Genomic DNA, 21,051 nt, shown 5'->3' on the forward strand with positions numbered 1-21,051 from the left:
CTATGCTCCTGCCTGCCGGGGGCTGCCGGCGTTGTGTGCGGATGCTGACTGTCCGGGCCGGGCCAGGGCCACGGTCCGTTTCTCGATGCGTTTCTCCGCGTTTGCGGCAAGGACCACACGCTGGACGAAGATGCCCGGGGTGTGGATGTGTTCCGGGTCCAGCTCGCCCGGCTCCACGAGCTCCTCCACCTCGGCAATGGTGATCCTGCCGGCCATGGCGCACAGGGGGTTGAAGTTCATGGCGGTGGCGTGGAAGACCAGGTTTCCGTGCCGGTCCCCTTTCCAGGCATGGACAAGCCCGAAGTCCGGGGTCAAGGCTTCCTCCAGCACATAGTCGACCCCGCCGAAGGAGCGCACCTCCTTAGGTGCGGAAGCCACAGCAATCCCGCCTTCGGCGTCGTACTTTTGGGGCAGCCCGCCCTCTGACACCTGGGTGCCCACCCCTGCCTTGGTGTAGAAGCCAGGAATTCCGGCGCCGCCGGCGCGCAGCTTCTCGGCCAGGGTGCCCTGCGGGGTGAGCACCACCTCAAGCTCGCCGGCCAGGTACTGCCGGGCGAACTCCTTGTTCTCACCCACGTAGGAGCTGATGGTGCGGCGGATCCGCCCGTCCCGGAGCAGGATGCCGAGTCCCCAGTCGTCCACGCCGCAGTTGTTGCTGACGGTTTCCAGGTCCGTTGTCCCTGCCCGGTGCAGTGCGTCAATGAGGGTGACCGGGATTCCGCAGAGGCCGAATCCGCCCACCGCCAGGGACGCCCCGTCCGGGATGTCCGCTACGGCTTCCCCAGCGCTGGCAACAACCTTGTCAATCATCGGTGATCCTCTCAGGCCGGCTTCGGTGCCAGTTACAACAGTGCCAGTACTACAGACCCAGTTCGCGGGCGATCAGCATCAGCTGCACCTCCGTGGTGCCTTCCCCCACTTCGAGGATCTTGGAGTCGCGGTAGTGGCGTGCCACGGTGAACTCGTTGATGAAGCCATAGCCGCCGAATACCTGGGTGGCATCCCGCGCATTGTCCATGGCTGCCTCGCCTGCGACCATCTTAGCGATGGCCGCCTGGGTCTTGAACGGCTTTCCGGCAAGCATACGGAAGGCCGCATCGTAGTAGGCCAGCCGCGCGGTATGGGCACGGGCCTCCATGCGCGCGATCTTGAAGGAGATGGCCTGGTACTTGCCGATCTGGTGGCCGAAGGCGCTGCGCTCCTTGGCGTACTTGACGGACAGGTCCACGCAGCCCTGCGCTGCGCCCGCAGCCAGCGCGGCAATGGCGATCCGCCCTTCATCCAGGATGGACAGGAAATTGGCGTAGCCGCGGCCCTCCGCTCCCAGCAGGTTTTCTTCCGGAACGCGGACGTCCTTCAGCGTCAGCGGGTGGGTGTCCGAGGCGTTCCAGCCCACTTTGTTGTACGGCTTTTCGGCCTTGAACCCGCGGGTGTCCGTGGGCACCAGGATGGTGGAGATTTCCTTCTGCACCGTGCCGTCCCCGCGGTCCTTCTGCCCGGTAACGGCGGTGACCGTCACCAGCCGGGTGATGTCCGTTCCGGAGTTGGTGATGAACTCCTTGTTGCCGTTGATCACCCAGTCTGTCTTGTCTCCGACGGTCTCTCGCCGCGCCGTGGTTTTGGTGCCGCCCGCGTCCGATCCTGCTTCCGGTTCGGTCAGCCCGAAGCCGGCGAGCGCCTGGCCGGACGCGAGCATGGGCAGCCACTCCTGTTTCTGGGCGTCGGTGCCGAAGCGGTAGATGGGCATGGCTCCCAACGAGACGCCGGCTTCCAGGGTGATGGCCACGGACTGGTCCACCCGGCCCAGCTGCTCAAGGGCAAGGGCAAGGGCGAAGTAGTCCCCGCCCATGCCGCCGAATTCCTCGGGGAAGGGCAGCCCAAACAGCCCCATTTCCGCCATCTGCTTGACGACGCCGTACGGGAAGCTGTGCTCTTCGTCGTGCTTGGCGGACACCGGCGCCACCACGGTGTCCGCGAAGTCCCGGACAGTGTCGCTGAGGTCCTGGTATTCCTCGCTGAGTTCAAAACCTGCCATGTCTAGGCTCCTTCGCCGTTGAATGCATCGTATCTGCGTCTGTGTCTCCCGCGTGGGGGTGGATGGTGGCCAACACCTGGTCCGCCTTCACCAGGTCGCCGGGGCGGGCGGTGAGATGGACGGTGCCGTTCAGCGGGGCCACCAGCTGGTGCTCCATTTTCATGGCCTCGACCGAGACGAGAAGCTGGCCGGCCGCTACGGTGTCCCCGTCACTGACCGGAACGGAAACCACTGTTCCCGGCATGGGTGAACGCACCGCGGGATCGGTGGCACCCTCCTCCCGCTGGAGGGCCGCAAGCACCCGGTCAAGCCGTGCTTCCCGGCTCAGTACGTCCAGCCGGCAGGACCAGCCCTCATTGCCCAGGAACAGTTCCGCAGGTATGCCGACAACCGGCGAATCACGCGTTGGGTCCGCCGGGCCGCGGAAGACCGGCGCGATGGAGTAGGTACTGGTGCGGCCGTCGAGGGTCAGCACTGCCTGCCGCCGGGAGGGGAATTCCAGCCGTGCCGGCCGAGCAGGCCCGTCCCCCACAGCCACAAGGAATGTCCTTCCGGAAACAGTGCCGTCCAAGGCAGTGCCGTCCAGGGCAGTGCCGTCCGCTTCCGCCCCCGCATCCCGGGTGCCGCTGACACGCACGGCCGCAACGCCGCCGTCGGGCGTTCCCAGGCTGACCAGGCGCGGCGCCGGCGCCCCAAGCCGCCAGCCGTTGCGTGCCTGCCAGGGCCCCGGGGCCGGCGGCGTGTTGTTCTGTTCCTCCATGGCGAGGGTGAAGAGCGCTGCCGCCGCCAGCTCGGCGTCGGCAACCCTCCGGAAGGACAAACCGGGCAGTTTGCGTTCGATCAGCCCGGTCTCCAGCCGCCCGGCGCGGACATCGGCATCATTGATCAGCAGCCGCAGGTATTCCACGTTGGTGTCCAGGCCGAGCGCCGTATAGCCGGCGAGCGCCGCGTCCAGGGTGTCCAGGGCGGCTGTGCGGTCCTCCCCCCAGGCGATGACCTTGGAGATCATGGGGTCGTAGCTGGAGGAAACCTCCACGCCCTCCACCAGGGACGAGTCCACCCGCACCCTGCCGCGGGGCGTGTCCATTGCCACGCGGGCGGGGGCACCGGGACGTTGCTGTGGACCGGGCAGTTCGTCCAGCAGCAGCACAGTTCCGGTGGAGGGCAGGAAGTTCCTCTCGGGGACCTCTGCGTAGACGCGCGCTTCCGCGGCGTGGCCGTGGAGTTCGACGTCGGCCTGCCGGACGGTGAGTTCCCCGCCGGCGGCGATCCGCACCTGCCACTCGACGAGGTCGATGCCGGTAACCATCTCCGTGACGGGGTGCTCAACCTGCAGCCTGGTGTTCATCTCCATGAAGTAGAACTGGTCCGGCGCGTCGTCGGAGACGAGGAATTCGACCGTTCCGGCGCCGCTGTAGTTCACGCTGCGGGCCGCGTTGCAGGCCGCTTCACCGATGCGGGCGCGGATGGCGGCGCCGTCCGGCAGGGCCTCGAGCAGCGGCGACGGCGCCTCCTCGATGACCTTCTGGTGCCGCCGCTGCAGTGAACACTCGCGTTCGCCCAGGTGGATGACGTTGCCGTGGCTGTCCGCCAGGACCTGCACCTCGATGTGCCGCGGGGTGGTAACCAGGCGTTCCAGGAACAGGGTGTCGTCGCCGAACGCACTGGCCGCCACCCGCCTGGCCGTAGCCAGCGTGGCCGCAAGGTCTTCTGGGCGCTGCACCACATGCATGCCCTTGCCCCCGCCGCCCGCGGAGGGCTTGATCAGCAGCGGAAAACCCACGCCCGCGGCCGCGTCAACCAGCTCCGCATCGCTCATCCCCGGTTGTGCCACGCCGGGCACCACGGGGACGCCGTAGCCCGCCACATGGTTCTTGGACCGGATCTTGTCCCCCATGATGTTCAGGGCCTCCACGCCCGGGCCGATGAACGCGATCCCGGCCTGTTCCAGGGCCCGGGCGAATTCCACGTTCTCGCTGAGGAAGCCGTAGCCGGGGTGCACGGCCTCCGCCCCGGTCCTGCGGCAGGCCTCGATGATCGCCCCGATGTTCAGGTAGCTCTCCGCGGCGGCTGCCGGGCCGATCCTGACGGCGGTGTCCGCTTCGCGCACGTGCCGGGCACCGGCGTCGGCATCGCTGTAGACGGCCACCGGGCGGATGCCCAGGGCCTTGAGCGTCCGGATCACGCGGCAGGCGATTTCGCCGCGGTTGGCCACCAGGACGGTGCCGAACATGGGCCGGGTGGCGGCGGGGGTGCCGGCCAGGGAAGGGGTGGTCATGTGCTCGCTCACATCCTGAAGAGGCCGAAGGAGGTTTCCGGCAACGGCGTGCGGGCCACCACGTCCAATGCCAGGCCCAGGACGGTGCGTGTATCGGCCGGATCGATCACGCCGTCGTCCCAGAGACGGGCCGTGGAGTAGTACGGGCTGCCCTGCTCCTCGTACTGCTGGCGGATGGGTGCCTTGAAGGCTTCCTCGTCCTCGGCGGACCATTCCTGTCCGGCGGCTTCGTACTGGTCCCGTTTGACGGTGGCGAGGACGCTTGAGGCCTGGTTGCCGCCCATGACCGAGATCCGGGCGGCCGGCCACATCCACAGGAACCGCGGTGAATAGGCACGCCCGCACATGGAGTAGTTGCCTGCACCGAAGGAACCGCCAATGACCACTGTCAGCTTGGGCACCCGGGCGGTGGCTACGGCGGTGACCATCTTGGCCCCGTTCTTGGCGATGCCGCCCTGTTCCGAGTCCCTGCCCACCATGAAACCGGAGATGTTCTGCAGGAAGACCAGCGGAATGCCGCGCTGGTCGCAGAGTTCGATGAAGTGGGCCCCCTTGAGTGAGGATTCGCTGAAAAGGACGCCGTTGTTGGCCACGATCCCCACAGGGTGCCCGTGCAGCCGCGCGAACCCGGTGACCAGCGTGGCGCCGTACTCCTTCTTGAATTCGTGGAACCGGCTGCCGTCCACCAGCCGGGCAATGACCTCGTGGACGTCGTAGGCGGCGTTGACGTCCGTGGGGACGGCACCGTAGAGCTCCTCCGGTTCCACGGACGGTTCGACGGCGGCGTCCACCTCCCAGGCGGGCGGCGCAGAAGACGGGAGCGTGGACACGATGTCCCGGATGATCTGCAGCGCGTGTTCGTCGTTTTCGGCGAGGTGGTCGGTGACGCCGGAGATCCTCGAATGCACTTCCCCGCCGCCAAGCTCCTCCGGCGTGACGATTTCGCCGATCGCAGCCTTCACCAGCGGCGGCCCGCCCAGGAAGATGGTGCCCTGGTTCCGGACAATCACTGTTTCGTCGCTCATGGCCGGCACGTAGGCTCCGCCGGCCGTGCAGGACCCCATGACCGAGGCGATCTGGGGAATCTTGGCAGCTGAGAGCCGGGCCTGGTTGTAGAAGATACGGCCGAAGTGGTCCCGGTCCGGAAACACCTCGTCCTGTTTTGGCAGGAAGGCCCCGCCGGAATCCACCAGGTAGATGCACGGGAGCCTGTTCTCGAGGGCTATCTCCTGGGCCCGCAGGTGTTTCTTCACCGTCAGCGGATAGTAGGTCCCGCCCTTGACCGTGGCGTCGTTGGAAATCACCAGCACGTGGCGGCCGTGGACCAGGCCGATGCCTGCAATGACGCCCGCGCCGGGGGCCTCGTTGTTGTACATGCCGTTGGCGGCCAGCGGAGCGATCTCAAGAAAGGGGCTGCCGTCATCCAGCAACCGGTCGATGCGCTCGCGGGGCAGGAGCTTGCCCCGGCCCATATGCCGCTGCCTCGACTTTTCCGGTCCGCCCAGGGCAGCGTCCGCGAGCCTTTTCCGCAGGTCCTCCGTCAGCAGAAGCTGGGCTTCGCGGTTTGCCAGGAACGTGCTGCTGGCGGGGTCGATCCTGCTGGCAAGGGTCTCCATCGACGCGTCCTGTTCCTGTTCCGGCCGGGGCAAGAAGGCCAACTCGGTTAGTACTCAATAACTGAAATTCAGGTTAGTCTCGATTAACTGTGATGTCCAACTCAGCAGCTGCCTTGCTAGACTTCCGGGGTCCGAGGAGGAATTGTGCCAAGCACCGACGCCGCTGCGGCCAGCAGCACGACCCAGCCCAGTGGCACATCCCAGCCCGCCAGCCCGCCCGAGCCCAGCAGCCCAAACCAGTCCCCCAGCACAACCCAGCGCAGCCTGGCCAAGGAGAACCGCCGCCAGGCGCTCCTGTCCGCTGCAGCTTCGCTGTTCGCGCTGCACGGGTTCAGCCGTGTCTCCCTGGAGGATCTGGGCGCCGCCGCCGGCGTCAGCGGCCCGGCCGTTTACCGACACTTTCCCGGCAAGCAGGCAGTCCTGGCGGACCTCCTGGTCACCGTCAGCCAGGAACTCCTGGACGGCGGGCGCCGGGTGGCGGCAGAAAACGCCGATCCCCTGGCGGCCCTGCGCAGCCTGGTGGCGTTCCAGGTGGACTTCGCGCTGGGGAAGCCGGACGTCATCAGGGTCCAGGACAGGGATTTCAGCTGCCTCTCCGATGAGGACCAGGCGGCTGTCAGGACCCTCCAACGGAGCTATGTGGAGGTGTGGGTGGAGGTCCTCGCGGGGCTCCATCCCGAGACCGACGCTTCGGAGCTCCGGATGCGGGCCCATGCCACGTTCGGGCTCATCAACTCCACCCCCCACTCGGTCCGAAGCCACGGGAGGAAGATGGCGTCCGGAACCGCCCGGCCCCTGCTCGAGAGCATGGCCCTGGCCGCGCTGCTGGCGGACTCCCAGACCACCCCCTGAAGCCCGGAGTTTTTGTCCGGATATGCAGGCTTAAACCGGTTGGAACCCTGCGTATCCAAACAAGAACTCGAGGGTCACACCATGGTCAGCACCAGGCCGGGATCCGCGAGGATGGCACCGACGTCGGCAAGGAAGCGCGAGCCCTGTTCGCCGTCCACCAGCCGGTGGTCGAAGGAAAGGCTGAGGGTCATCACCTGGCGCAGGGCAATGTCCCCCCGGCACTCCCAAGGCATCCTGCGCACGGCTCCCAGGGCAAGGATCGCCGCTTCGCCGGGGTTGAGGATGGGGGTGCCGGCGTCAATCCCGAAAACACCAATGTTGGTGATCGAGACCGTGCCGCCGGCGAGGTCGGCCGGAGTGGTCTTGCCGGCACGGGCCGTGTCGGCGAGCGCTGAGAGGGCTTGCGCCAGCTGGGCCAGGGACAACGAATCCGCGTCCTTGATATTGGGGACCGTGAGCCCTCGGGGCGTGGCGGCTGCAATGCCCAGGTTCACGTAATGGAACGTGATGATCTCCTGGTTCTCCCCGTCCCAGCGCGAGTTGAGGGAAGGATTGCGCCGGAGGGCGATCAGCACCGCTTTCGCGGCCAGGGTCAGCGGCGTGAGTTTGACGCCCGCGAACTCCCGGCTGTCCCGGAGCCTGGCGAGCAGTTCCATGGACGGCGTGACGTCGACCGTCAGGAACTCGGTGGCATGCGGCGCGGTGAAGGCACTCTGCACCATGGCTGCGGCCGTGAACTTGCGGACCCCTTTGATGGCGGTGCGCGTTTCCCGCGCACCCCCGCCGGCCTGCACACCCGCATGGTCCGCGGCAGCCGCGCCGGCCGATGCTGCGCCCGCGGACTGGCTGTCCATGAAGTGCTGGACGTCCTCCCGGGTAATCAGTCCCTGGGGTCCGGTACCGGTAACCCTGGCCAGGTCTACGCCAAGGTCTTTGGCCAGCTTCCGGACAGGCGGGGTGGACCGTGGGCGCTCGCCTGCGGGATGCTCTGACGCAGCCGCGAGGTGCTCAACCGCGGGGGTTTTGGCCACATCAGGCGTGGCCTCCGCGGACATGGCGTCGGCAGACGTGGTCTCGGCAGACGTTGTGTCGGTGCGCGTGGTTGCCGCGGGCGTCGAACCGGCAGGACCAGCCACCGGGAAGGTCCGCGGGCGCCGTGCGGGCCGGCCAGTGCTTTCGACGACGGCACCGTAGCCCACGAGGTTCGGCTCCCTCTTGGGGGTCCCGGCGGAGCTCTCCCCCGCTGCCTGCCCCGCAGCCTCCCTAACATCCTCGCCCGGGTCCTTGCCCGCATCCCTGACCGAAGCGGCGGCGCCGCCTGCCCCGGAAGGTGCCGGGCCGGCGTCGTCCGCCACCTCGAAGGAGACGATCGGCTTGCCCACCTCCACGACGGCCCCCGGCTGTTCGTGGAGCTCTTTGATGACCCCGGCAAACGGGGACGGGAGCTCCACCACAGCCTTGGCAGTCTCAACCTCGGCGATCACCTGGTTTAGCGAGACGGTATCGCCAACCCCCACCTTCCAGCTGAGGATCTCCGATTCGGTGAGGCCCTCGCCCAGGTCCGGCAGCCGGAATTCTTTGATCATGGTCCCGCTCATCCTTCCAGCCCGCTGAGGGAGTTCGGCCGGCCCAGGGCACGGTCTACGCCGTCCAGGATCCGGTCCAGGCCCGGCAGGTGGTGCATCTCAAGCTTTGAGTAAGGGTAGGGAATATCGAATCCGGTGACGCGGACTGGTGCCGCCTCCAGGTGGTAGAAGCACCGCTCGGTAATACTGGCGGCCACTTCCGCCCCCAGGCCGCCCGACTGTGCGGCCTCGTGGGTGATGACCAGGCGCCCGGTCCTGCGGACGGAGGCCACAACTGTTTCGTAGTCCACCGGTGCCAGCGAGCGCAGGTCGATGACCTCGATGGAGACTCCTTCATCGGCGGCGGCCGACGCGGCGTCCAGTGCCGTCTTGACCAGCGGGCCGTAAGCAACCAGCGTGACGTCGGTGCCTTTGGTGAGGACGCGCGCCTGGCCCATGGGCACGGGCGCGGTGTGGTCAAGGGACTCGTCCACGTCGCCTTTGTCGTGGTACCGCCGCTTGGGCTCGAAATAGAGCACGGGGTCGTCGCAGGAGACGGCCTGTTGGATCACGGTGTACGCGTCCTGGGGGCTGGAAACGGTGACAACGCGCAGGCCGGACGTGTGCGTGAAGTAGGCCTCCGGCGATTCGGAGTGGTGCTCAGGGGAGCCGATCCCGCCGCCGAACGGAACCCTGATGGTGATGGGCATCTTGACTGCCCCTCGGGTGCGGTAGTGGAGTTTGGCCACCTGGCTGACGATCTGGTCGAACGCCGGATAGATGAATCCGTCGAACTGGATCTCCACCACCGGGCGGTAGCCACGGTAGGCGAGGCCGACGGCGGTGCCCACGATGGCCGATTCGGCCAGGGGTGTATCCACCACCCGGTGCGTGCCGAAGTCCTTTTGCAGCCCGTCGGTCACCCGGAACACGCCGCCGAGGGTGCCGATGTCCTCACCCATGAGCACCACTTTGGGGTCGTTCTCCAGGGACTTCCGCAGGCCCGCGTTGATGGCGCGGGCAAAGGTCATCTGGGTCATCAGCGTGCACCTTCTTCTGAAACGGCTCCTGCGGGATCCCCGAAGGTGGCCAGGTAACGGGCGTAGTGGTCCTGCTGCCGGTCCAGCCAGGAGTTGGGCGTGCTGTAGACGTTCTTGAAAACGTCCAGGGGCTCCGGGTCCGGCATGGTGGTGCAGCCCGTCCGCATCTCCCGTGCCACGGCGTCGGCCTTGTCCTTAACCTGCTGCTGCAGTTCCGCGGTCAGCAGGCCCTTCCGCTCGAGTAGAGCGGCGATCCGGCTGATCGGGTCCCGGGCCGCCCAGTCCTCGAGCTCGTTGGCGTCGCGGTAGCGCGTTGGGTCATCCGCCGTGGTGTGCGGGCCCATGCGGTAGCTGACGGCCTCGATGAACGTGGGGCCGCCGCCGCGGCGGGCCCGGTCCAGGGCCACACGGGTGGCTGCCATCACGGCCAGGACGTCGTTGCCGTCAACCCGCAGGCTGGGGATGCCGAATCCGGCGGCCCTGTCGGCCAGCTGGATGTGCGACTGGAGCCGGACGGGCTCGGAGATGGCCCAGTGGTTGTTGGTGCAGAAGAACACCACGGGCACCTGGAAGCTTGCCGCGAAGACCATGGCCTCGTTGACATCGCCCTCGCTGGTGGCGCCGTCACCGAAATAGGTCACGGCCACGGAATCGGCGCCGTCATTCTGGATGCCCATTGCATAGCCGGTGGCGTGGAGGGTCTGGGCGCCGATGATGATCTGCGGGGTGGCCATGTTGATGGTGTAGGGATCCCAGCCCGAGGACGCAGTGCCGCGCCATACCCGGAGGATGTCCGTCAGGTCCACTCCCCGGCAGTAGGCCACCCCGTTCTCCCGGTAGCTGGAGAACACAAAGTCGTCCGTGCGGAGCGCCCGGCCCGAACCGATCTGCGCGGCTTCCTGCCCCAGCAGCGGCGGCCACAGTCCGAGTTCGCCCTGCCGCTGCAGGGCGGTTGCCTCGACGTCGATGCGCCGGATCACGGTCATGTCCTCGTAGAGGGAACACAACTGCTCGTCAGTGACGTCCCTGACCCAATAGTCGAACTCCGGGTGGCTGATCCGCTCACCGGAAGGGGTGACCAGTTGGACCAGATCCCGTCCCTGCCCCTGGGGGTGCCGGGCGCTGTTGGAGGCGGCTGGTCCGCCCTGGCCCGTTTCGCCTGTAGACACGATAGCCCGCAACCTTCTTACGTCGTTGACCCGCGGTTTTGGGACTTGTGGCCCCTTCGGCCGCCGGCCGCCCGGGCGCCGTTGCCCCGGATATTTGTGACCCTACTCACAATGCTCAGGAGGTACAACTACCGGCGCGATCGCTGAGCAAAATGCTCTGCGGAAGGGCACGGGACCGTGCTAGCGTTGCGCATTATGCAAGCCTTGGATGGCACCGACGCCCGCCTGCTCTCTGCCCTGGCCCAGGATGCCCGGCAAACGGTGGTGGCACTGGCCCAGAAGCTTGGCCTCTCCCGGAACACCGTGCAGGCGCGGATGGCGCAGCTGGAGAAGAAACACGTCTTCCTGTCCTTCGAACGGCGCATCAATCCGGCGGCCCTGGGCTACCCGCTGATGGCCTTCATCTCCGTCCATGTCCAGCAGCAGCGGCTCGCCCTGCTGGCGAAGGAGCTCGCTGACATTCCCGAGATCCTCGAGGGCTATGGCCTGACGGGTTCGGCGGACCTGCTGCTGCGCGTGGTGGCGGTGGATGCCGAGGACCTATTCCGGATCAACGGGAAAATTTTGGCGTGCGATGGCGTGGACCGGACCGACACGGCGCTTGCCATGGGAGAGCTTATTCCCTTCCGTGTCCAGCCCCTCCTTGAACGTGGTCCCGGGCGGGCTTAGCAGCCGGCGCACTTTTGCGGAAGGCACGACGCCGGCGGCCGGGCTGGAGCACGACGCCGGCGGCCCGCGCTATAGGCTGAATGCCAGTTAATCGGCGGGGCAGGCACAGCGCCCCGCATCCAGGCGGTGCCATGCACCATTTTCCGGAAAGGCTCCACCTTGAGCACTCCCCAGGAACCGTTTCAGCCGGGCCGCGCCGGCGCCGCGTCCCCGCAGCTGGCACATCCTCCGCACTACGGGCAGGCCCCGGGGTCCCCCTTCGGGCTCCCGGGGCAGCCCCCGCCGAGGAGCCGGCGGAAACTGTGGATCATCCTGGCGGGCGCCGGCGGCGTCCTGCTGCTGGTGGTCCTGGGCATCGTCATTCTGGTTAACGTGGTGGGCAGTGCCACCAACCAGGCCAGGGGCCTGGCTGACGGTTTCACCAGACTGGTCCTTGCCGGGGACAGCTCCAAGGCCTATGACGAGTACCTCGACCCCGCGCTCCAGGAGCAGCTGTCCAAGGAGGCCTTCATTGAAGGCGTCAACAGCCTAGAGATGGATGAAACCTGCACGCCGGACTACAGCGACCTCGAGGTGGCCACCGAGAACGGCGTTAAGTCCGCGGATGTTGCCGGCCTGATCACCTGCGACGGCAAAAACGTGGACCTTGCCTACCGCTTCGAGGGCACTGACGATCTCAAGATGACCAATATCAAGCTGCGGCCGGCAGCGTAGTCCCGGCCGGCACAACAAAGCCTCCGCACCGGGGAACTGCTCCCCTGTGCGGAGGCTTTGTTGTTGCTGCCGTCAGCTCAGTGGTCGACGGCCTTTTCGGCACCCACCCCCGTAAGGGAGCGGACTTCCATTTCGGCCTGCTTGGCGGTGTCCTCCCGCTTCTTGTCGAGCGTCGTTCCGAGCCAGCCCAGGAAGAAGGCGAGGGGGATGGACACGATGCCCGGGTTGCTCAGCGGGAAGAGTGCGAAGTTGACGTCCTTGATCATGGATGTTGCTCCGCCGGAAACCACCGGCGAGAAGATGATCAGGATGATCGCGGAACCCAGGCCGCCGTACATGCTCCAGACTGCACCCTGGGTGGTGAACTTCCGCCAGAACAGCGAGTAGACGATCGTGGGCAGGTTGGCGGAGGCGGCGACGGCGAATGCGAGCGCCACGAGGAACGCCACGTTCTGTCCGTTGGCAAGAATGCCGCCCAGGATGGCGAGGACGCCGATGACCACAACGGTGCGCCGGGCCACCTTCACCTCGGTGTCGGCGTCGGCCTTGCCCTTGGAAATGACGCTGGCGTAGATGTCATGGGCAAAGGAGGCGGCAGCCGTGATGGTCAGGCCGGCCACGACGGCGAGGATGGTGGCGAAGGCCACGGCCGAGATGAAGCCCAGCAGCAGCGGCCCACCCAGGTAGAAGGCCAGCAGCGGGGCGGCCGAGTTCACGCCGCCCGGTGCGCCCTTGATGGTCTCGGCACCAACCAGGGCAGCTGCACCGTAACCAAGCACCAGGGTGAAGAGGTAGAACAGGCCGATCAGCCAGATTGACCACACCACGGACTTGCGGGCTTCCTTGGCCGTGGGGACCGTGTAGAAGCGCATGAGTACGTGCGGCAGCGCTGCGGTGCCCAGGACCAGGGCGAGGCCGAGTGACATGAAGTCGATCTTCGAGGTTTCCGTCTTGCCGTACTGCAGGCCGGGATTCAGGACGGCAGGGTTGTTGGCCGTCTCCACTGCGGCGCCCAGAAGGCTGGAGAGGTTGAAGCCGTAGATGGCCAGGACCCAAATGGTCATGACGGCTGCGCCTGCGATGAGCAGGATGGCCTTGATGATCTGCACCCAGGTGGTGCCCTTCATGCCGCCGATCAGGACGTACATGATCATCAGGGCGCCGACGACGATGATCACCAGGGCTTGTCCGCCCCAGTCGCTGATGCCAAGGAGCAGGGAGATCAGGCTGCCTGCGCCTGCCATCTGGGCCAGGAGGTAGAAGAAGCAGACGGCGAGCGTGGAGATGGCCGCGGCGATGCGGACGGGCCGCTGCTTCAGCCGGAAGGACAGCACATCGGCCATGGTGAACTTGCCGGTGTTGCGCAGGAGCTCGGCCACGAGCAGGAGTGCCACGAGCCAGGCCACCAGGAATCCGATGGAGTACATGAAGCCGTCATAGCCGTTGATGGCGATGGCGCCGGTGATGCCAAGGAATGAGGCTGCGGAGAGGTAGTCGCCGGCGATGGCGGTTCCGTTTTGCGAGCCGGTGAAGGAGCGGCCGGCGGCGTAGTAGTCCGCGGCGGTTTTGTTGTTCCGGCTGGCGCGCAGCACGATCACCATGGTCACGGCCACGAAGATGCCGAAGATTCCCATGTTGAGCAGCGTGGTGTCCTTGAGGGCGGCGACGTCCACCGCTGTTGCGATGCCGATCATTTGCTTGCTCCGCTCACTCGGTTGCCGTGCTTATCAAATTCGTGCCCCTCGATTTCGTCCCGGATTTCCTTCGCGATGGGGTCCAGCCGCTTGTTGGAGTAGTGGACATACCAGCCGGTGATGGCAAACGTCGACACGAACTGGAGCAGGCCGAGGATCAGGCCTACGTTGATGTTGCCCCAGACCTTGGTGGACATGAAGTCCACGGCGTAGTCGGCGAGCAGGACGTATGCGAAGTACCACAGCAGGAATGCGACTGCCATGGGAAAGACAAAGCTGCGGTGACGCTTGCGCAGTTCCTTGAACTGCTCCGTCGACTGGACCTGCTCGAAGTCCACGGACGCCGCTGCGTCCGGAGTGTGGGCATCGTTACCCATCGTTCCTCCTCGTTGAGACTTGCCTGAACACACCCAACGGCAGGCCCGGAAGACGGGATACCGCAAATGTGACTGCAATCACTCTGCGGGCTGCATCGCGCCAGTTCCAGAGCCTGCAGGCCTGCGGGCGCTCAACGGTCGGGATGCTGCGACAAACGGCACCCGCGGCTACGCTGGGCACCATGCCGGACTCCCCCCTCCTGACCGCCGCGGCCGTGGCCGTCATCGCCATGGCCATCGCCGTCGTCGTCGGCGTGGGACTCAAGGTGCTCAGGTCCTTCCGCGACCTGGGCACCGATGCGGAACGCGCCACCTACCACACCCTGCATGCCGCTTCCCAGGCAGGCCAGCACCTGCGCCGGGGCCTCAACCCCGCCGGCGCTGCCAAGGCCAGCCGCCAGCTGCGCACCCTGCTGGGCTGTGACGCCCTGGCCATCATGGACACCTCCGGAGTACTGGCGTGGGACGGTGCCGGCGAGGACCTGAAGCCGCGGATGATGGACCTTGCTGCCGGAGTCCTGGCCAGCGGCCGCACGGCTGTCCTTCCCGCCGGGGACGCCGGCGGGGCCACGGAGGCCACCGGCGGCCCGCTTGCCGCCGTGATCGCACCGGTGCGTGCCGGCACCCGGGTGGTGGGCGCCGTCGCCGCCTTCGCTCCCGCCGCCGGCGCGGGGCTGGTCAGGGCCACCAGCGAGGTGGCGGACTGGGTGGCCGTGCAGGTGGAACTTGCGGAGCTGGACGCCTCCCGCACCCAGCTGATGGAGGCCGAGGTGCGGGCCCTTCGCGCGCAGATCAGCCCGCATTTCATCTACAACTCGCTCAATGCCATCGCATCCTTCATCAACACCGACCCCGCCCGCGCCCGGGAGCTGGTGGTTGAGTTCGCCGACTTCACCCGGTACTCGTTCCGGCGGCACGGGGACTTCACCACGCTGGCTGAGGAACTCCGCTGCATCGACCGGTACCTGCTGCTGGAACGCGCCCGGTTTGGTGAACGGGTGCAGGTCAGCCTGCGGGTGGCACCGGAAGTGCTCAGCACCGTTATCCCGTTCCTCAGCCTGCAGCCGCTGGTGGAGAACGCGGTCCGGCACGGGCTCGAGGCCAAGGAGGGGCCGGGACACATCAGCATCACCGCCAACGACGCCGGCGCGTTCGCGGAGGTGACCATCGAGGACGACGGCGTGGGCATGGATCCGGAGCAGCTGCAGTCCATGCTGGCCGGCCACACAGACGGCGAGCATGTGGGCCTGCGCAACGTCGATGCCCGCCTCCGCCAGGTCTACGGCAACGACCACGGTCTGGTCATCGAGACCGCGCCCGGCGAAGGAACCCTGATCACCATGCGGGTCCCCAAGTCCCAGCCCGGGCACGATGCGTGACCCTGCCCGGACCGCCGGCGCCTTGCCCCTGCTCCGGAAAGCTACCCTAGGAGCATGATTAACGTCCTCGTCGTTGATGATGAGCTGCCTGCCGTAGAGGAACTGGCCTTCCTGCTGGGCAAGGACGAGCGCGTGGGCAAAATCCTCCGGGCCACCTCCGGCAGCGATGCGCTCAAAGCGCTCGCCTCCGCCAGTGTTGACGCCGTCTTCCTGGACATCCACATGCCGGCGGTGTCCGGCCTGGACATTGCCCGTGCCATCGCCGGGAGCAGCCGCCCGCCCGCCGTCGTGTTCGTGACGGCGGACGAGGACCACGCACTGGACGCCTTCGAACTCGCGGCAGTGGACTACCTGCTCAAGCCCGTGCGGGTGGAACGCCTGTCACGCTGCGTGGGGCGCATCAGTGAGCTGCGCGACGGCGGCGCCGCCCCGGAGATGATCACGGTGGACCTGGGCGGGACCACCAAGATGATCAGGCGCGACGACGTGACGTACGTCCAGGCGCAGGGGGACTATGCGAGGCTCCACACCGCCGAAGCCAGCTACCTGATCAGGGTCCCGCTGGCGGACCTCGAACAGCAGTGGGCGGATGCGGGGTTTATCCGGACGCACCGGTCCTACCTCGTGGCCCTCAAGCACGTGACCTCGATGAAGCTCGCCGCGGACGGACCCAGCGTCACCGTGGCGGGCGCAGGCCTTCCCATCAGCAGGCGGCACCTGCCCACGGTCCGGGAAAAGCTTGAGGCCACCCGGATCAGGCCCAATACATGACCAGGGTGCGGGTGACGGCTCCGCGGACAGCGGCGCGTCCGGCCAAGGAGACGAGGGAGGCCGCGCAGGACTCGGAAGTGGGCCAGGTGTTCGTCAGGTCCCTGATCAGGTCCCAGCTGCGGCTGGCCCTGGTGGTGGCTGCAGGTTTCCTGCTGATCCTTTGCGCCTTCCCCCTGCTGCTCGCAGCGGTCCCCGGCCTGGCGGAAACCCGGGTGGCCGGCATTCCGTTCGCCTGGCTGCTGCTGGGGGCCGGCATCTATCCTGTCATCGGGCTCAGCGCGTGGCTGTACATCCGGACTGCGGCGCGCAACGAGGCCCGCTACCGCGACCTGGCCGAGGACCAGTGAGGGCTCCGTGAACCCCGGAGTGGCGATAGCTGCCCTGGTAGGGGTGTCCGTGGCCACCGCGGTCATCGGTTTCTACGGCCTGCGGATTTCACGGACCACGGGTGACTTCTATGTTGCCTCCCGGACGGTCCGGCCGTGGTGGAACGCCTCCGCCATCGGCGGCGAGTACCTTTCCGCCGCCAGCTTCCTGGGAGTTGCCGGCCTGATCCTGCTGTCCGGCACGGATGCGCTGTGGTTTCCGGTGGGCTACACGGCCGGGTACCTGATGCTGCTGCTCTTCGTGGCCGCACCGCTGCGGCGGTCCGGGGCCTACACCATCCCGGACTTCACCGAGGCCAGGCTTGACTCCCTGCCGGTCCGAAAAGTGACCAGCCTAGTGGTGGTGCTGGTGGGCTGGCTGTACATTGTGCCCCAGCTCCATGGCGCTGCCCTCACCATCCGCATCACCACGGGCCTGCCGTCCTGGGTAGGATCCGTGGCGGTGGTGATTGTTGTGTGCCTCACCGTGGTGGCGGGCGGCATGCGCTCCATCACGTTCGTCCAGGCGTTCCAGTACTGGCTCAAACTCACCGCGCTGGCCGTGCCCATCCTGTTCATCATCTTTGTCCTTGCCGGCAGCGGGACCGCCCCGCTCGCCCCGCCGTCGGTCAACCCCACCGGCGCGCCCCCTGCCGGCCTCTACCAGAACGTCTCGCTCCTGGTGGCCCTCCTGTTCGGAACCCTGGGCCTGCCGCACGTCCTGGTGCGCTTCTACACCAACCCGGACGGGCAGTCCGCCCGCCGCACCACGCTGATCGTCCTGGGCCTGCTGTCCGTGTTCTACCTGTTCCCTACCGCGTACGGGCTGGTGGGACGCATGTTCGCTCCCGGCCTGGCTACTGCGGGCCAGGCCGACGCCATGGTGCTGCTGCTCCCGGGGGAACTGGTGGGCGGAACGGCCGGGGACCTGTTGTCAGCCCTGGTGGTGGCGGGAGCCTTCGCCGCGTTCCTGTCCACCACGTCCGGGCTGGTGGTTTCCCTGGCCGGCGTCATCAGCCAGGACGTCCTGGGGGCAGGTGTGGGCAGCTTCCGGCTGGCAGCAGTCATTTCCGCCGTGGTGCCGCTGGGCTTTGCGTTCATGACCGATTCGTTCGCCCTCGCCGGGAGCGTCGGGCTGGTGTTCGCATTCACGGCCTCAACGGTCTGCCCGGTACTGCTGCTGGGCATCTGGTGGCGCGGGCTGACCGACGCCGGCGCCATCGCCGGGATGCTGACCGGCGGGGTCCTGTGCGGCGGGGCAATGATCGCCGGAGCCCTGGCCGGGGCAGCCAGCACGCCCGGCTGGCTGGCCCAGCCGGCGGCGTGGACGGTTCCCGCCGCCTTTGCGGTGATGGTCATCGTGTCCCGCGCAACGTCGCAGCGGATCCCCAAAACCATGTCGAAGGTGATGACCCGGCTGCACACCCCCGAGCGGCCGCTGGCCACCGAACGCTGAGGCGGGCCGGCAGGATCAGTCGATGGCAGCCATGAGCTCGACGACCCGGTCCAGGAAGGCATCCACCTGGGCTTCCTCGTACCCGTCGCGGCCCGCGGCGGGGCGGAAGACCGCCCGGCGGACGCTGTCCACGCTGAGCGGCTTGTCCTGCTCGAGGTAGGCGATGAGCTCACGGCACAGCCGGTCGACGTCGGCCGTGTTGTAGCTGCGGGCCTTCTTCTTGGCGGGGCGGCGGAAGCGGTCGCCGTCCGGCCGGTGCAGGCGGCCGCGCAGGATGCCCGAGAGGTGTCCGATCTCGCGCAGCCAGGCTTCCTCGCCGCTGGCAGCGATCAGCTCATCACGTTCCCTGCGTGCGAAGGCATCCTCGAGCCGGTCCAGTGCGGCATCCACGATGGCCGCGGAGTATCCGCCTTTGACCGGATCGAAGGAGACAGCCCGCACATCCGAGCTGTTGATGGGCTGCGGCGCTGATTCCGGGTTCTCCAGCGATACGCGCGCCTGCTGCAGGAACTGGTCCACCTGTTTGGCGTTGTAGCCGTATTCGCCGCGCTGGACGCGCTCAAAGGACGCAGGGATCTGCCGATGAATGTCCAATGCCACTTTGCTTCCTTCAATGCTCTTCAGCGGTGGTGCTTTCTGCACCAGCTTATTTGTGCCGGGGGTTCTCTGCAGGTCCGGCAGGGTTTGTGTCAGGCGACGGACACCAGTCCGTACAGGATGAACGCGGCCGGGGACGCGAACACGATTGAGTCGAGCCTGTCCATGACTCCCCCGTGCCCGGGCAGGATGCTGCTCATGTCCTTGATGCCCAGTTCGCGCTTGACCATCGATTCCGCGAGGTCGCCCGCCGTGGAAGCCGCCACCAGGCCGACCGCCAGGACGACACCCACCCACCAGGGCTGGTCCAGCACATACAGGCAGGCCAGGATTCCAATGAGAATGGCCCCGCCGATGGAGCCGGCGAATCCTTCCCAGGACTTCTTGGGACTGATCTTGGGCGCCATGGGGTGCTTGCCCAGGGACGCACCCACCAGGTATCCGAAGGTGTCGTTGGAGACCACCAGCAGGAGCATCACGGCCACCTGCCACGCGCCGTGGGGAACCGTTCCGCCCGGCCAGAGGCCCAGGGGCGTTGCACCGCCGGCCGCGTGCAGCGGCAGGATGGCGAAGCTGATGAAGAACGGCACCCAGCCGAGCGTGAAGACGCCGGCGAAGATGCTGTTGGCGGAACCTGCCGCGCTTTCGATGGACCGCCACAGGAGCACGGCCACTGAGCTCAGCAGCATCGCGAACAGGAGGCTCTCGATGCCTCCGAGGTAGGCGGCAAACGGCATGGCGACAGTACCCGTCATGACCGGGATGATGGGCATCCTGGTGCCGTTGGCCTCCAGGGCGCGGTAGATTTCCCACACGCCGAAAATGGCGAAGGTGGTGGTGACCGCTACGAAGGCAAGCGGGAGGAGCAGCAGTCCGCCCAGTACGGCGAAGAGCATGGCCAGGCCCACCACGACGGCGGCAGGGAGGTTCCTCCCTGCCTTCGGCGTCGGGTTGCTCCTGGGCTGCTTCCCCCGTATGCGCGCCCTGGATGCCGGGGCCTGATCTGCCTGGCCCATCAAACTTCGAGCAGCTCTGCTTCCTTGCGCTTGAGCAGCTCATCGATGCCGTCAACATGCGCCTTGGTGAGGCTGTCCAGTTCCTTCTCGGCCCGGGTGCCTTCGTCTTCGCCGGCTTCGCCGTCCTTGACCAGGCGGTCCAGGGTTTCCTTGGCCTTGCGGCGGATGTTGCGGATGGAGACCTTGGCGTCCTCGCCCTTGGTCTTGACGATCTTGACGTATTCCTTGCGGCGTTCCTTCGTCAGTTCCGGGATGGTGATCCGGATGACGTTGCCGTCGTTGGACGGGTTGGCGCCGACCTCGGAATCACTGAGCGCACGTTCGATATCCCGCAGCGCCGTCTTGTCGAAGGGTGTGATGAGGATCGTGCGGGCGTCCGGGATGGCGAACGAGGCGAGCTGCTGCAGCGGGGTGGGTGACCCGTAGTACTCCACCAGGACCTTGTTGTACAGGCCCGGGTTGGCACGCCCGGTGCGGACGGAAGCGAAGTCTTCCTTGGCTACCTCTACGGCCTTGTCCATCTTTTCTTCGGCTTCGAGCAAGGTTTCTTCGATCACGGTCTCTCCTCAGATTCTGGTGCAGTCCGGGGCGCCGGGTCCATGCACAAACGTGGTTCTTTGATGCCGGCCCGCCCCCGCCCGCAGGGGCAGGAACGGAACAGTCCTGAAATCATCCTAGCTGTAGCTAGGTGGTGACCAGCGTGCCCAGCTTTTCGCCGAGGATGGCCCTGGTGACGTTGCCTTCGCCTTCCATGCCGAAGACCACCATGGAAAGGTCGTTGTCCTTGCACATGGTCATGGCGGTCTGGTCCATGACCCGGATGTCGCGGCGGAGGGCGTCGTCGTAGCTAAGGGTTTCCAGCCGCTCGGCGGTGGGGTCCTTCTTGGGGTCGGCGGTGTAGACGGCGTCCACGCCGCTCTTGGCCATCAGGACAACGTCGGCGTGGACCTCGAGGGCCCGCTGGGCGGCGACGGTGTCGGTGGAGAAGTACGGCAGGCCCGCGCCGGCACCGAAGATGACCACGCGGCCCTTTTCCATGTGGCGGATGGCACGGCGGGGAATGTAGGCCTCGGCGACCTGGCCCATGGTGATGGCGCTCTGGACCCGGGTTTCGACGCCGGCCTGTTCCAGGAAGTCCTGGAGGGCAAGGCAGTTCATCACGGTGCCGAGCATGCCCATGTAGTCCGCGCGGGAACGGTCCATGCCGCTCTGGGAGAGCTCCGCACCGCGGAAGAAGTTGCCGCCGCCGACGACGATGGCCACCTCCACCTGGGGAACGGCTGCAGCGATCTGCTTGGCGACGTCGCGGACGGTCTCGGGGTCAACGCCCAGCTTTCCGCCGCCGAAGACTTCACCTGAAAGCTTCAAGAGGACCCGGCGTCGGCTTTTCTCTGGCTGGATTACAGTGTTGACGGCTTCCATGATGCCTTCCCGTTGGTGGACTCTAAAAAGGTTATC

General features: G+C 66.9%; 20 protein-coding genes. 7 read left to right on the forward strand and 13 right to left on the reverse strand.

What is annotated here, in order from left to right; translation table 11 throughout:
- From IEX33_RS17150 to IEX33_RS17165, 4 genes are read right to left on the reverse strand one after another with little or no spacing between them, the layout of a single operon-like run.
- The gene (locus IEX33_RS17150; protein ID WP_188732144.1) at nucleotides 1-810 is read right to left on the reverse strand and encodes a CoA transferase subunit A; all 810 of its coding nucleotides are present in this window, start codon (nucleotides 808-810) and stop codon (nucleotides 1-3) included.
- 49 nt (nucleotides 811-859) lie between these two features.
- The gene (locus tag IEX33_RS17155; protein ID WP_188732145.1) at nucleotides 860-2,035 is read right to left on the reverse strand and encodes an acyl-CoA dehydrogenase family protein; all 1,176 of its coding nucleotides are present in this window, start codon (nucleotides 2,033-2,035) and stop codon (nucleotides 860-862) included.
- Nucleotides 2,022-4,313 (reverse strand): acetyl/propionyl/methylcrotonyl-CoA carboxylase subunit alpha, encoded by a 2,292-nt coding sequence (locus IEX33_RS17160; RefSeq protein ID WP_188732146.1) that lies wholly within the window; start codon nucleotides 4,311-4,313, stop codon nucleotides 2,022-2,024. The genes IEX33_RS17155 and IEX33_RS17160 overlap by 14 nt, the downstream gene beginning before the upstream one ends.
- 8 nt (nucleotides 4,314-4,321) lie before the next feature.
- A complete protein-coding gene (locus IEX33_RS17165; RefSeq protein ID WP_188732148.1) occupies nucleotides 4,322-5,929 on the reverse strand; it encodes a carboxyl transferase domain-containing protein in 1,608 nt (535 codons plus the stop codon).
- A 144-nt stretch (nucleotides 5,930-6,073) separates the two neighbouring features.
- On the opposite strand from IEX33_RS17165, the gene IEX33_RS17170 reads away from it, so the two are divergent.
- Nucleotides 6,074-6,781 (forward strand): SACE_7040 family transcriptional regulator, encoded by a 708-nt coding sequence (locus IEX33_RS17170; protein ID WP_188732150.1) that lies wholly within the window; start codon nucleotides 6,074-6,076, stop codon nucleotides 6,779-6,781.
- A 74-nt stretch (nucleotides 6,782-6,855) separates the two neighbouring features.
- On the opposite strand, the gene IEX33_RS17175 is transcribed toward IEX33_RS17170, so the two are convergent.
- The 3 genes from IEX33_RS17175 to pdhA are packed head-to-tail and all read right to left on the reverse strand — an operon-like array spanning nucleotide 6,856 to nucleotide 10,555.
- Nucleotides 6,856-8,367 (reverse strand): dihydrolipoamide acetyltransferase family protein, encoded by a 1,512-nt coding sequence (locus IEX33_RS17175; RefSeq protein WP_188732152.1) that lies wholly within the window; start codon nucleotides 8,365-8,367, stop codon nucleotides 6,856-6,858.
- An 8-nt stretch (nucleotides 8,368-8,375) separates the two neighbouring features.
- Nucleotides 8,376-9,386: an alpha-ketoacid dehydrogenase subunit beta gene (locus IEX33_RS17180; RefSeq protein WP_188732153.1), complete on the reverse strand. Its 1,011-nt coding sequence runs from the start codon at nucleotides 9,384-9,386 to the stop codon at nucleotides 8,376-8,378.
- Complete coding sequence (pdhA, locus tag IEX33_RS17185; RefSeq protein ID WP_188732154.1) at nucleotides 9,386-10,555, reverse strand: pyruvate dehydrogenase (acetyl-transferring) E1 component subunit alpha; 1,170 nt, start codon at nucleotides 10,553-10,555, stop codon at nucleotides 9,386-9,388. Before pdhA ends, IEX33_RS17180 begins: the two co-directional genes overlap by 1 nt.
- 195 nt (nucleotides 10,556-10,750) lie before the next feature.
- Between pdhA and IEX33_RS17190 the strand changes: the two genes are divergently transcribed.
- A complete protein-coding gene (locus IEX33_RS17190) occupies nucleotides 10,751-11,224 on the forward strand; it encodes an Lrp/AsnC family transcriptional regulator (protein WP_188732155.1) in 474 nt (157 codons plus the stop codon).
- Nucleotides 11,225-11,383: 159 nt separating this feature from the next.
- On the forward strand, nucleotides 11,384-11,938 hold the full coding sequence (locus tag IEX33_RS17195) for a hypothetical protein (protein ID WP_229675440.1): 555 nt from the start codon (nucleotides 11,384-11,386) through the stop codon (nucleotides 11,936-11,938).
- 77 nt (nucleotides 11,939-12,015) lie between these two features.
- On the opposite strand, the gene IEX33_RS17200 is transcribed toward IEX33_RS17195, so the two are convergent.
- Complete coding sequence (locus IEX33_RS17200) at nucleotides 12,016-13,632, reverse strand: solute symporter family protein (protein WP_188732157.1); 1,617 nt, start codon at nucleotides 13,630-13,632, stop codon at nucleotides 12,016-12,018.
- Nucleotides 13,629-14,009: a DUF485 domain-containing protein gene (locus tag IEX33_RS17205; protein ID WP_104185235.1), complete on the reverse strand. Its 381-nt coding sequence runs from the start codon at nucleotides 14,007-14,009 to the stop codon at nucleotides 13,629-13,631. The genes IEX33_RS17200 and IEX33_RS17205 overlap by 4 nt, the downstream gene beginning before the upstream one ends.
- 182 nt (nucleotides 14,010-14,191) lie before the next feature.
- Here IEX33_RS17205 and IEX33_RS17210 point away from each other — a divergent pair, with 182 nt between their 5' ends.
- From IEX33_RS17210 to IEX33_RS17225, 4 genes are read left to right on the forward strand one after another with little or no spacing between them, the layout of a single operon-like run.
- Nucleotides 14,192-15,388 carry a sensor histidine kinase gene (locus tag IEX33_RS17210; protein WP_188732159.1) on the forward strand — a complete coding sequence of 399 codons (1,197 nt, stop codon included), beginning with the start codon at nucleotides 14,192-14,194 and terminating at the stop codon, nucleotides 15,386-15,388.
- A gap of 54 nt (nucleotides 15,389-15,442) precedes the next feature.
- Nucleotides 15,443-16,159, forward strand: coding sequence for a LytR/AlgR family response regulator transcription factor (locus tag IEX33_RS17215; protein WP_104185236.1), 717 nt, complete (start codon nucleotides 15,443-15,445; stop codon nucleotides 16,157-16,159).
- Entirely contained in the window at nucleotides 16,156-16,506 is a 351-nt protein-coding gene (locus IEX33_RS17220; protein WP_104185237.1) for a DUF485 domain-containing protein, read from the forward strand. Before IEX33_RS17215 ends, IEX33_RS17220 begins: the two co-directional genes overlap by 4 nt.
- 7 nt (nucleotides 16,507-16,513) lie before the next feature.
- Entirely contained in the window at nucleotides 16,514-17,980 is a 1,467-nt protein-coding gene (locus tag IEX33_RS17225) for a sodium/solute symporter (protein ID WP_188732160.1), read from the forward strand.
- Nucleotides 17,981-17,995: 15 nt separating this feature from the next.
- Here the strand turns inward: IEX33_RS17225 and IEX33_RS17230 are convergent, their stop codons facing one another.
- The 4 genes from IEX33_RS17230 to pyrH all read right to left on the reverse strand — a co-directional run bounded on the left by IEX33_RS17230 (nucleotide 17,996) and on the right by pyrH (nucleotide 21,015).
- Nucleotides 17,996-18,580, reverse strand: a complete 585-nt coding sequence (locus IEX33_RS17230) for a DivIVA domain-containing protein (RefSeq protein ID WP_188732161.1) — start codon at nucleotides 18,578-18,580, stop codon at nucleotides 17,996-17,998.
- 89 nt (nucleotides 18,581-18,669) lie between these two features.
- Complete coding sequence (locus IEX33_RS17235) at nucleotides 18,670-19,593, reverse strand: phosphatidate cytidylyltransferase (RefSeq protein WP_188732163.1); 924 nt, start codon at nucleotides 19,591-19,593, stop codon at nucleotides 18,670-18,672.
- Nucleotides 19,593-20,150: a ribosome recycling factor gene (gene frr, locus IEX33_RS17240; protein ID WP_066274709.1), complete on the reverse strand. Its 558-nt coding sequence runs from the start codon at nucleotides 20,148-20,150 to the stop codon at nucleotides 19,593-19,595. Before frr ends, IEX33_RS17235 begins: the two co-directional genes overlap by 1 nt.
- Before the next feature lie 127 nt (nucleotides 20,151-20,277).
- Nucleotides 20,278-21,015: a UMP kinase gene (gene pyrH, locus IEX33_RS17245; RefSeq protein ID WP_066274706.1), complete on the reverse strand. Its 738-nt coding sequence runs from the start codon at nucleotides 21,013-21,015 to the stop codon at nucleotides 20,278-20,280.
- Nucleotides 21,016-21,051: the final 36 nt, after the last annotated feature.

The organism is Pseudarthrobacter scleromae (assembly GCF_014644515.1).
Classification (GTDB): Bacteria; Actinomycetota; Actinomycetes; order Actinomycetales; family Micrococcaceae; genus Arthrobacter; species Arthrobacter scleromae.

What these genes read in the sequence shown, in the direction of transcription:
- IEX33_RS17220 (WP_104185237.1), top strand. Translation starts at nt 16,156, where the DNA reads ATGACCAGGGTGCGGGTGACGGCTCCGCGGACAGCGGCGCGTCCGGCC.
- pyrH (WP_066274706.1), bottom strand. Translation starts at nt 21,015, where the DNA reads ATGGAAGCCGTCAACACTGTAATCCAGCCAGAGAAAAGCCGACGCCGG.
- IEX33_RS17160 (WP_188732146.1), bottom strand. Translation starts at nt 4,313, where the DNA reads ATGACCACCCCTTCCCTGGCCGGCACCCCCGCCGCCACCCGGCCCATG.
- IEX33_RS17165 (WP_188732148.1), bottom strand. Translation starts at nt 5,929, where the DNA reads ATGGAGACCCTTGCCAGCAGGATCGACCCCGCCAGCAGCACGTTCCTG.
- IEX33_RS17215 (WP_104185236.1), top strand. Translation starts at nt 15,443, where the DNA reads ATGATTAACGTCCTCGTCGTTGATGATGAGCTGCCTGCCGTAGAGGAA.
- IEX33_RS17200 (WP_188732157.1), bottom strand. Translation starts at nt 13,632, where the DNA reads ATGATCGGCATCGCAACAGCGGTGGACGTCGCCGCCCTCAAGGACACC.
- IEX33_RS17190 (WP_188732155.1), top strand. Translation starts at nt 10,751, where the DNA reads ATGCAAGCCTTGGATGGCACCGACGCCCGCCTGCTCTCTGCCCTGGCC.
- IEX33_RS17235 (WP_188732163.1), bottom strand. Translation starts at nt 19,593, where the DNA reads ATGGGCCAGGCAGATCAGGCCCCGGCATCCAGGGCGCGCATACGGGGG.
- IEX33_RS17180 (WP_188732153.1), bottom strand. Translation starts at nt 9,386, where the DNA reads ATGACCCAGATGACCTTTGCCCGCGCCATCAACGCGGGCCTGCGGAAG.
- IEX33_RS17210 (WP_188732159.1), top strand. Translation starts at nt 14,192, where the DNA reads ATGCCGGACTCCCCCCTCCTGACCGCCGCGGCCGTGGCCGTCATCGCC.
- IEX33_RS17175 (WP_188732152.1), bottom strand. Translation starts at nt 8,367, where the DNA reads ATGATCAAAGAATTCCGGCTGCCGGACCTGGGCGAGGGCCTCACCGAA.
- IEX33_RS17205 (WP_104185235.1), bottom strand. Translation starts at nt 14,009, where the DNA reads ATGGGTAACGATGCCCACACTCCGGACGCAGCGGCGTCCGTGGACTTC.
- IEX33_RS17155 (WP_188732145.1), bottom strand. Translation starts at nt 2,035, where the DNA reads ATGGCAGGTTTTGAACTCAGCGAGGAATACCAGGACCTCAGCGACACT.
- IEX33_RS17150 (WP_188732144.1), bottom strand. Translation starts at nt 810, where the DNA reads ATGATTGACAAGGTTGTTGCCAGCGCTGGGGAAGCCGTAGCGGACATC.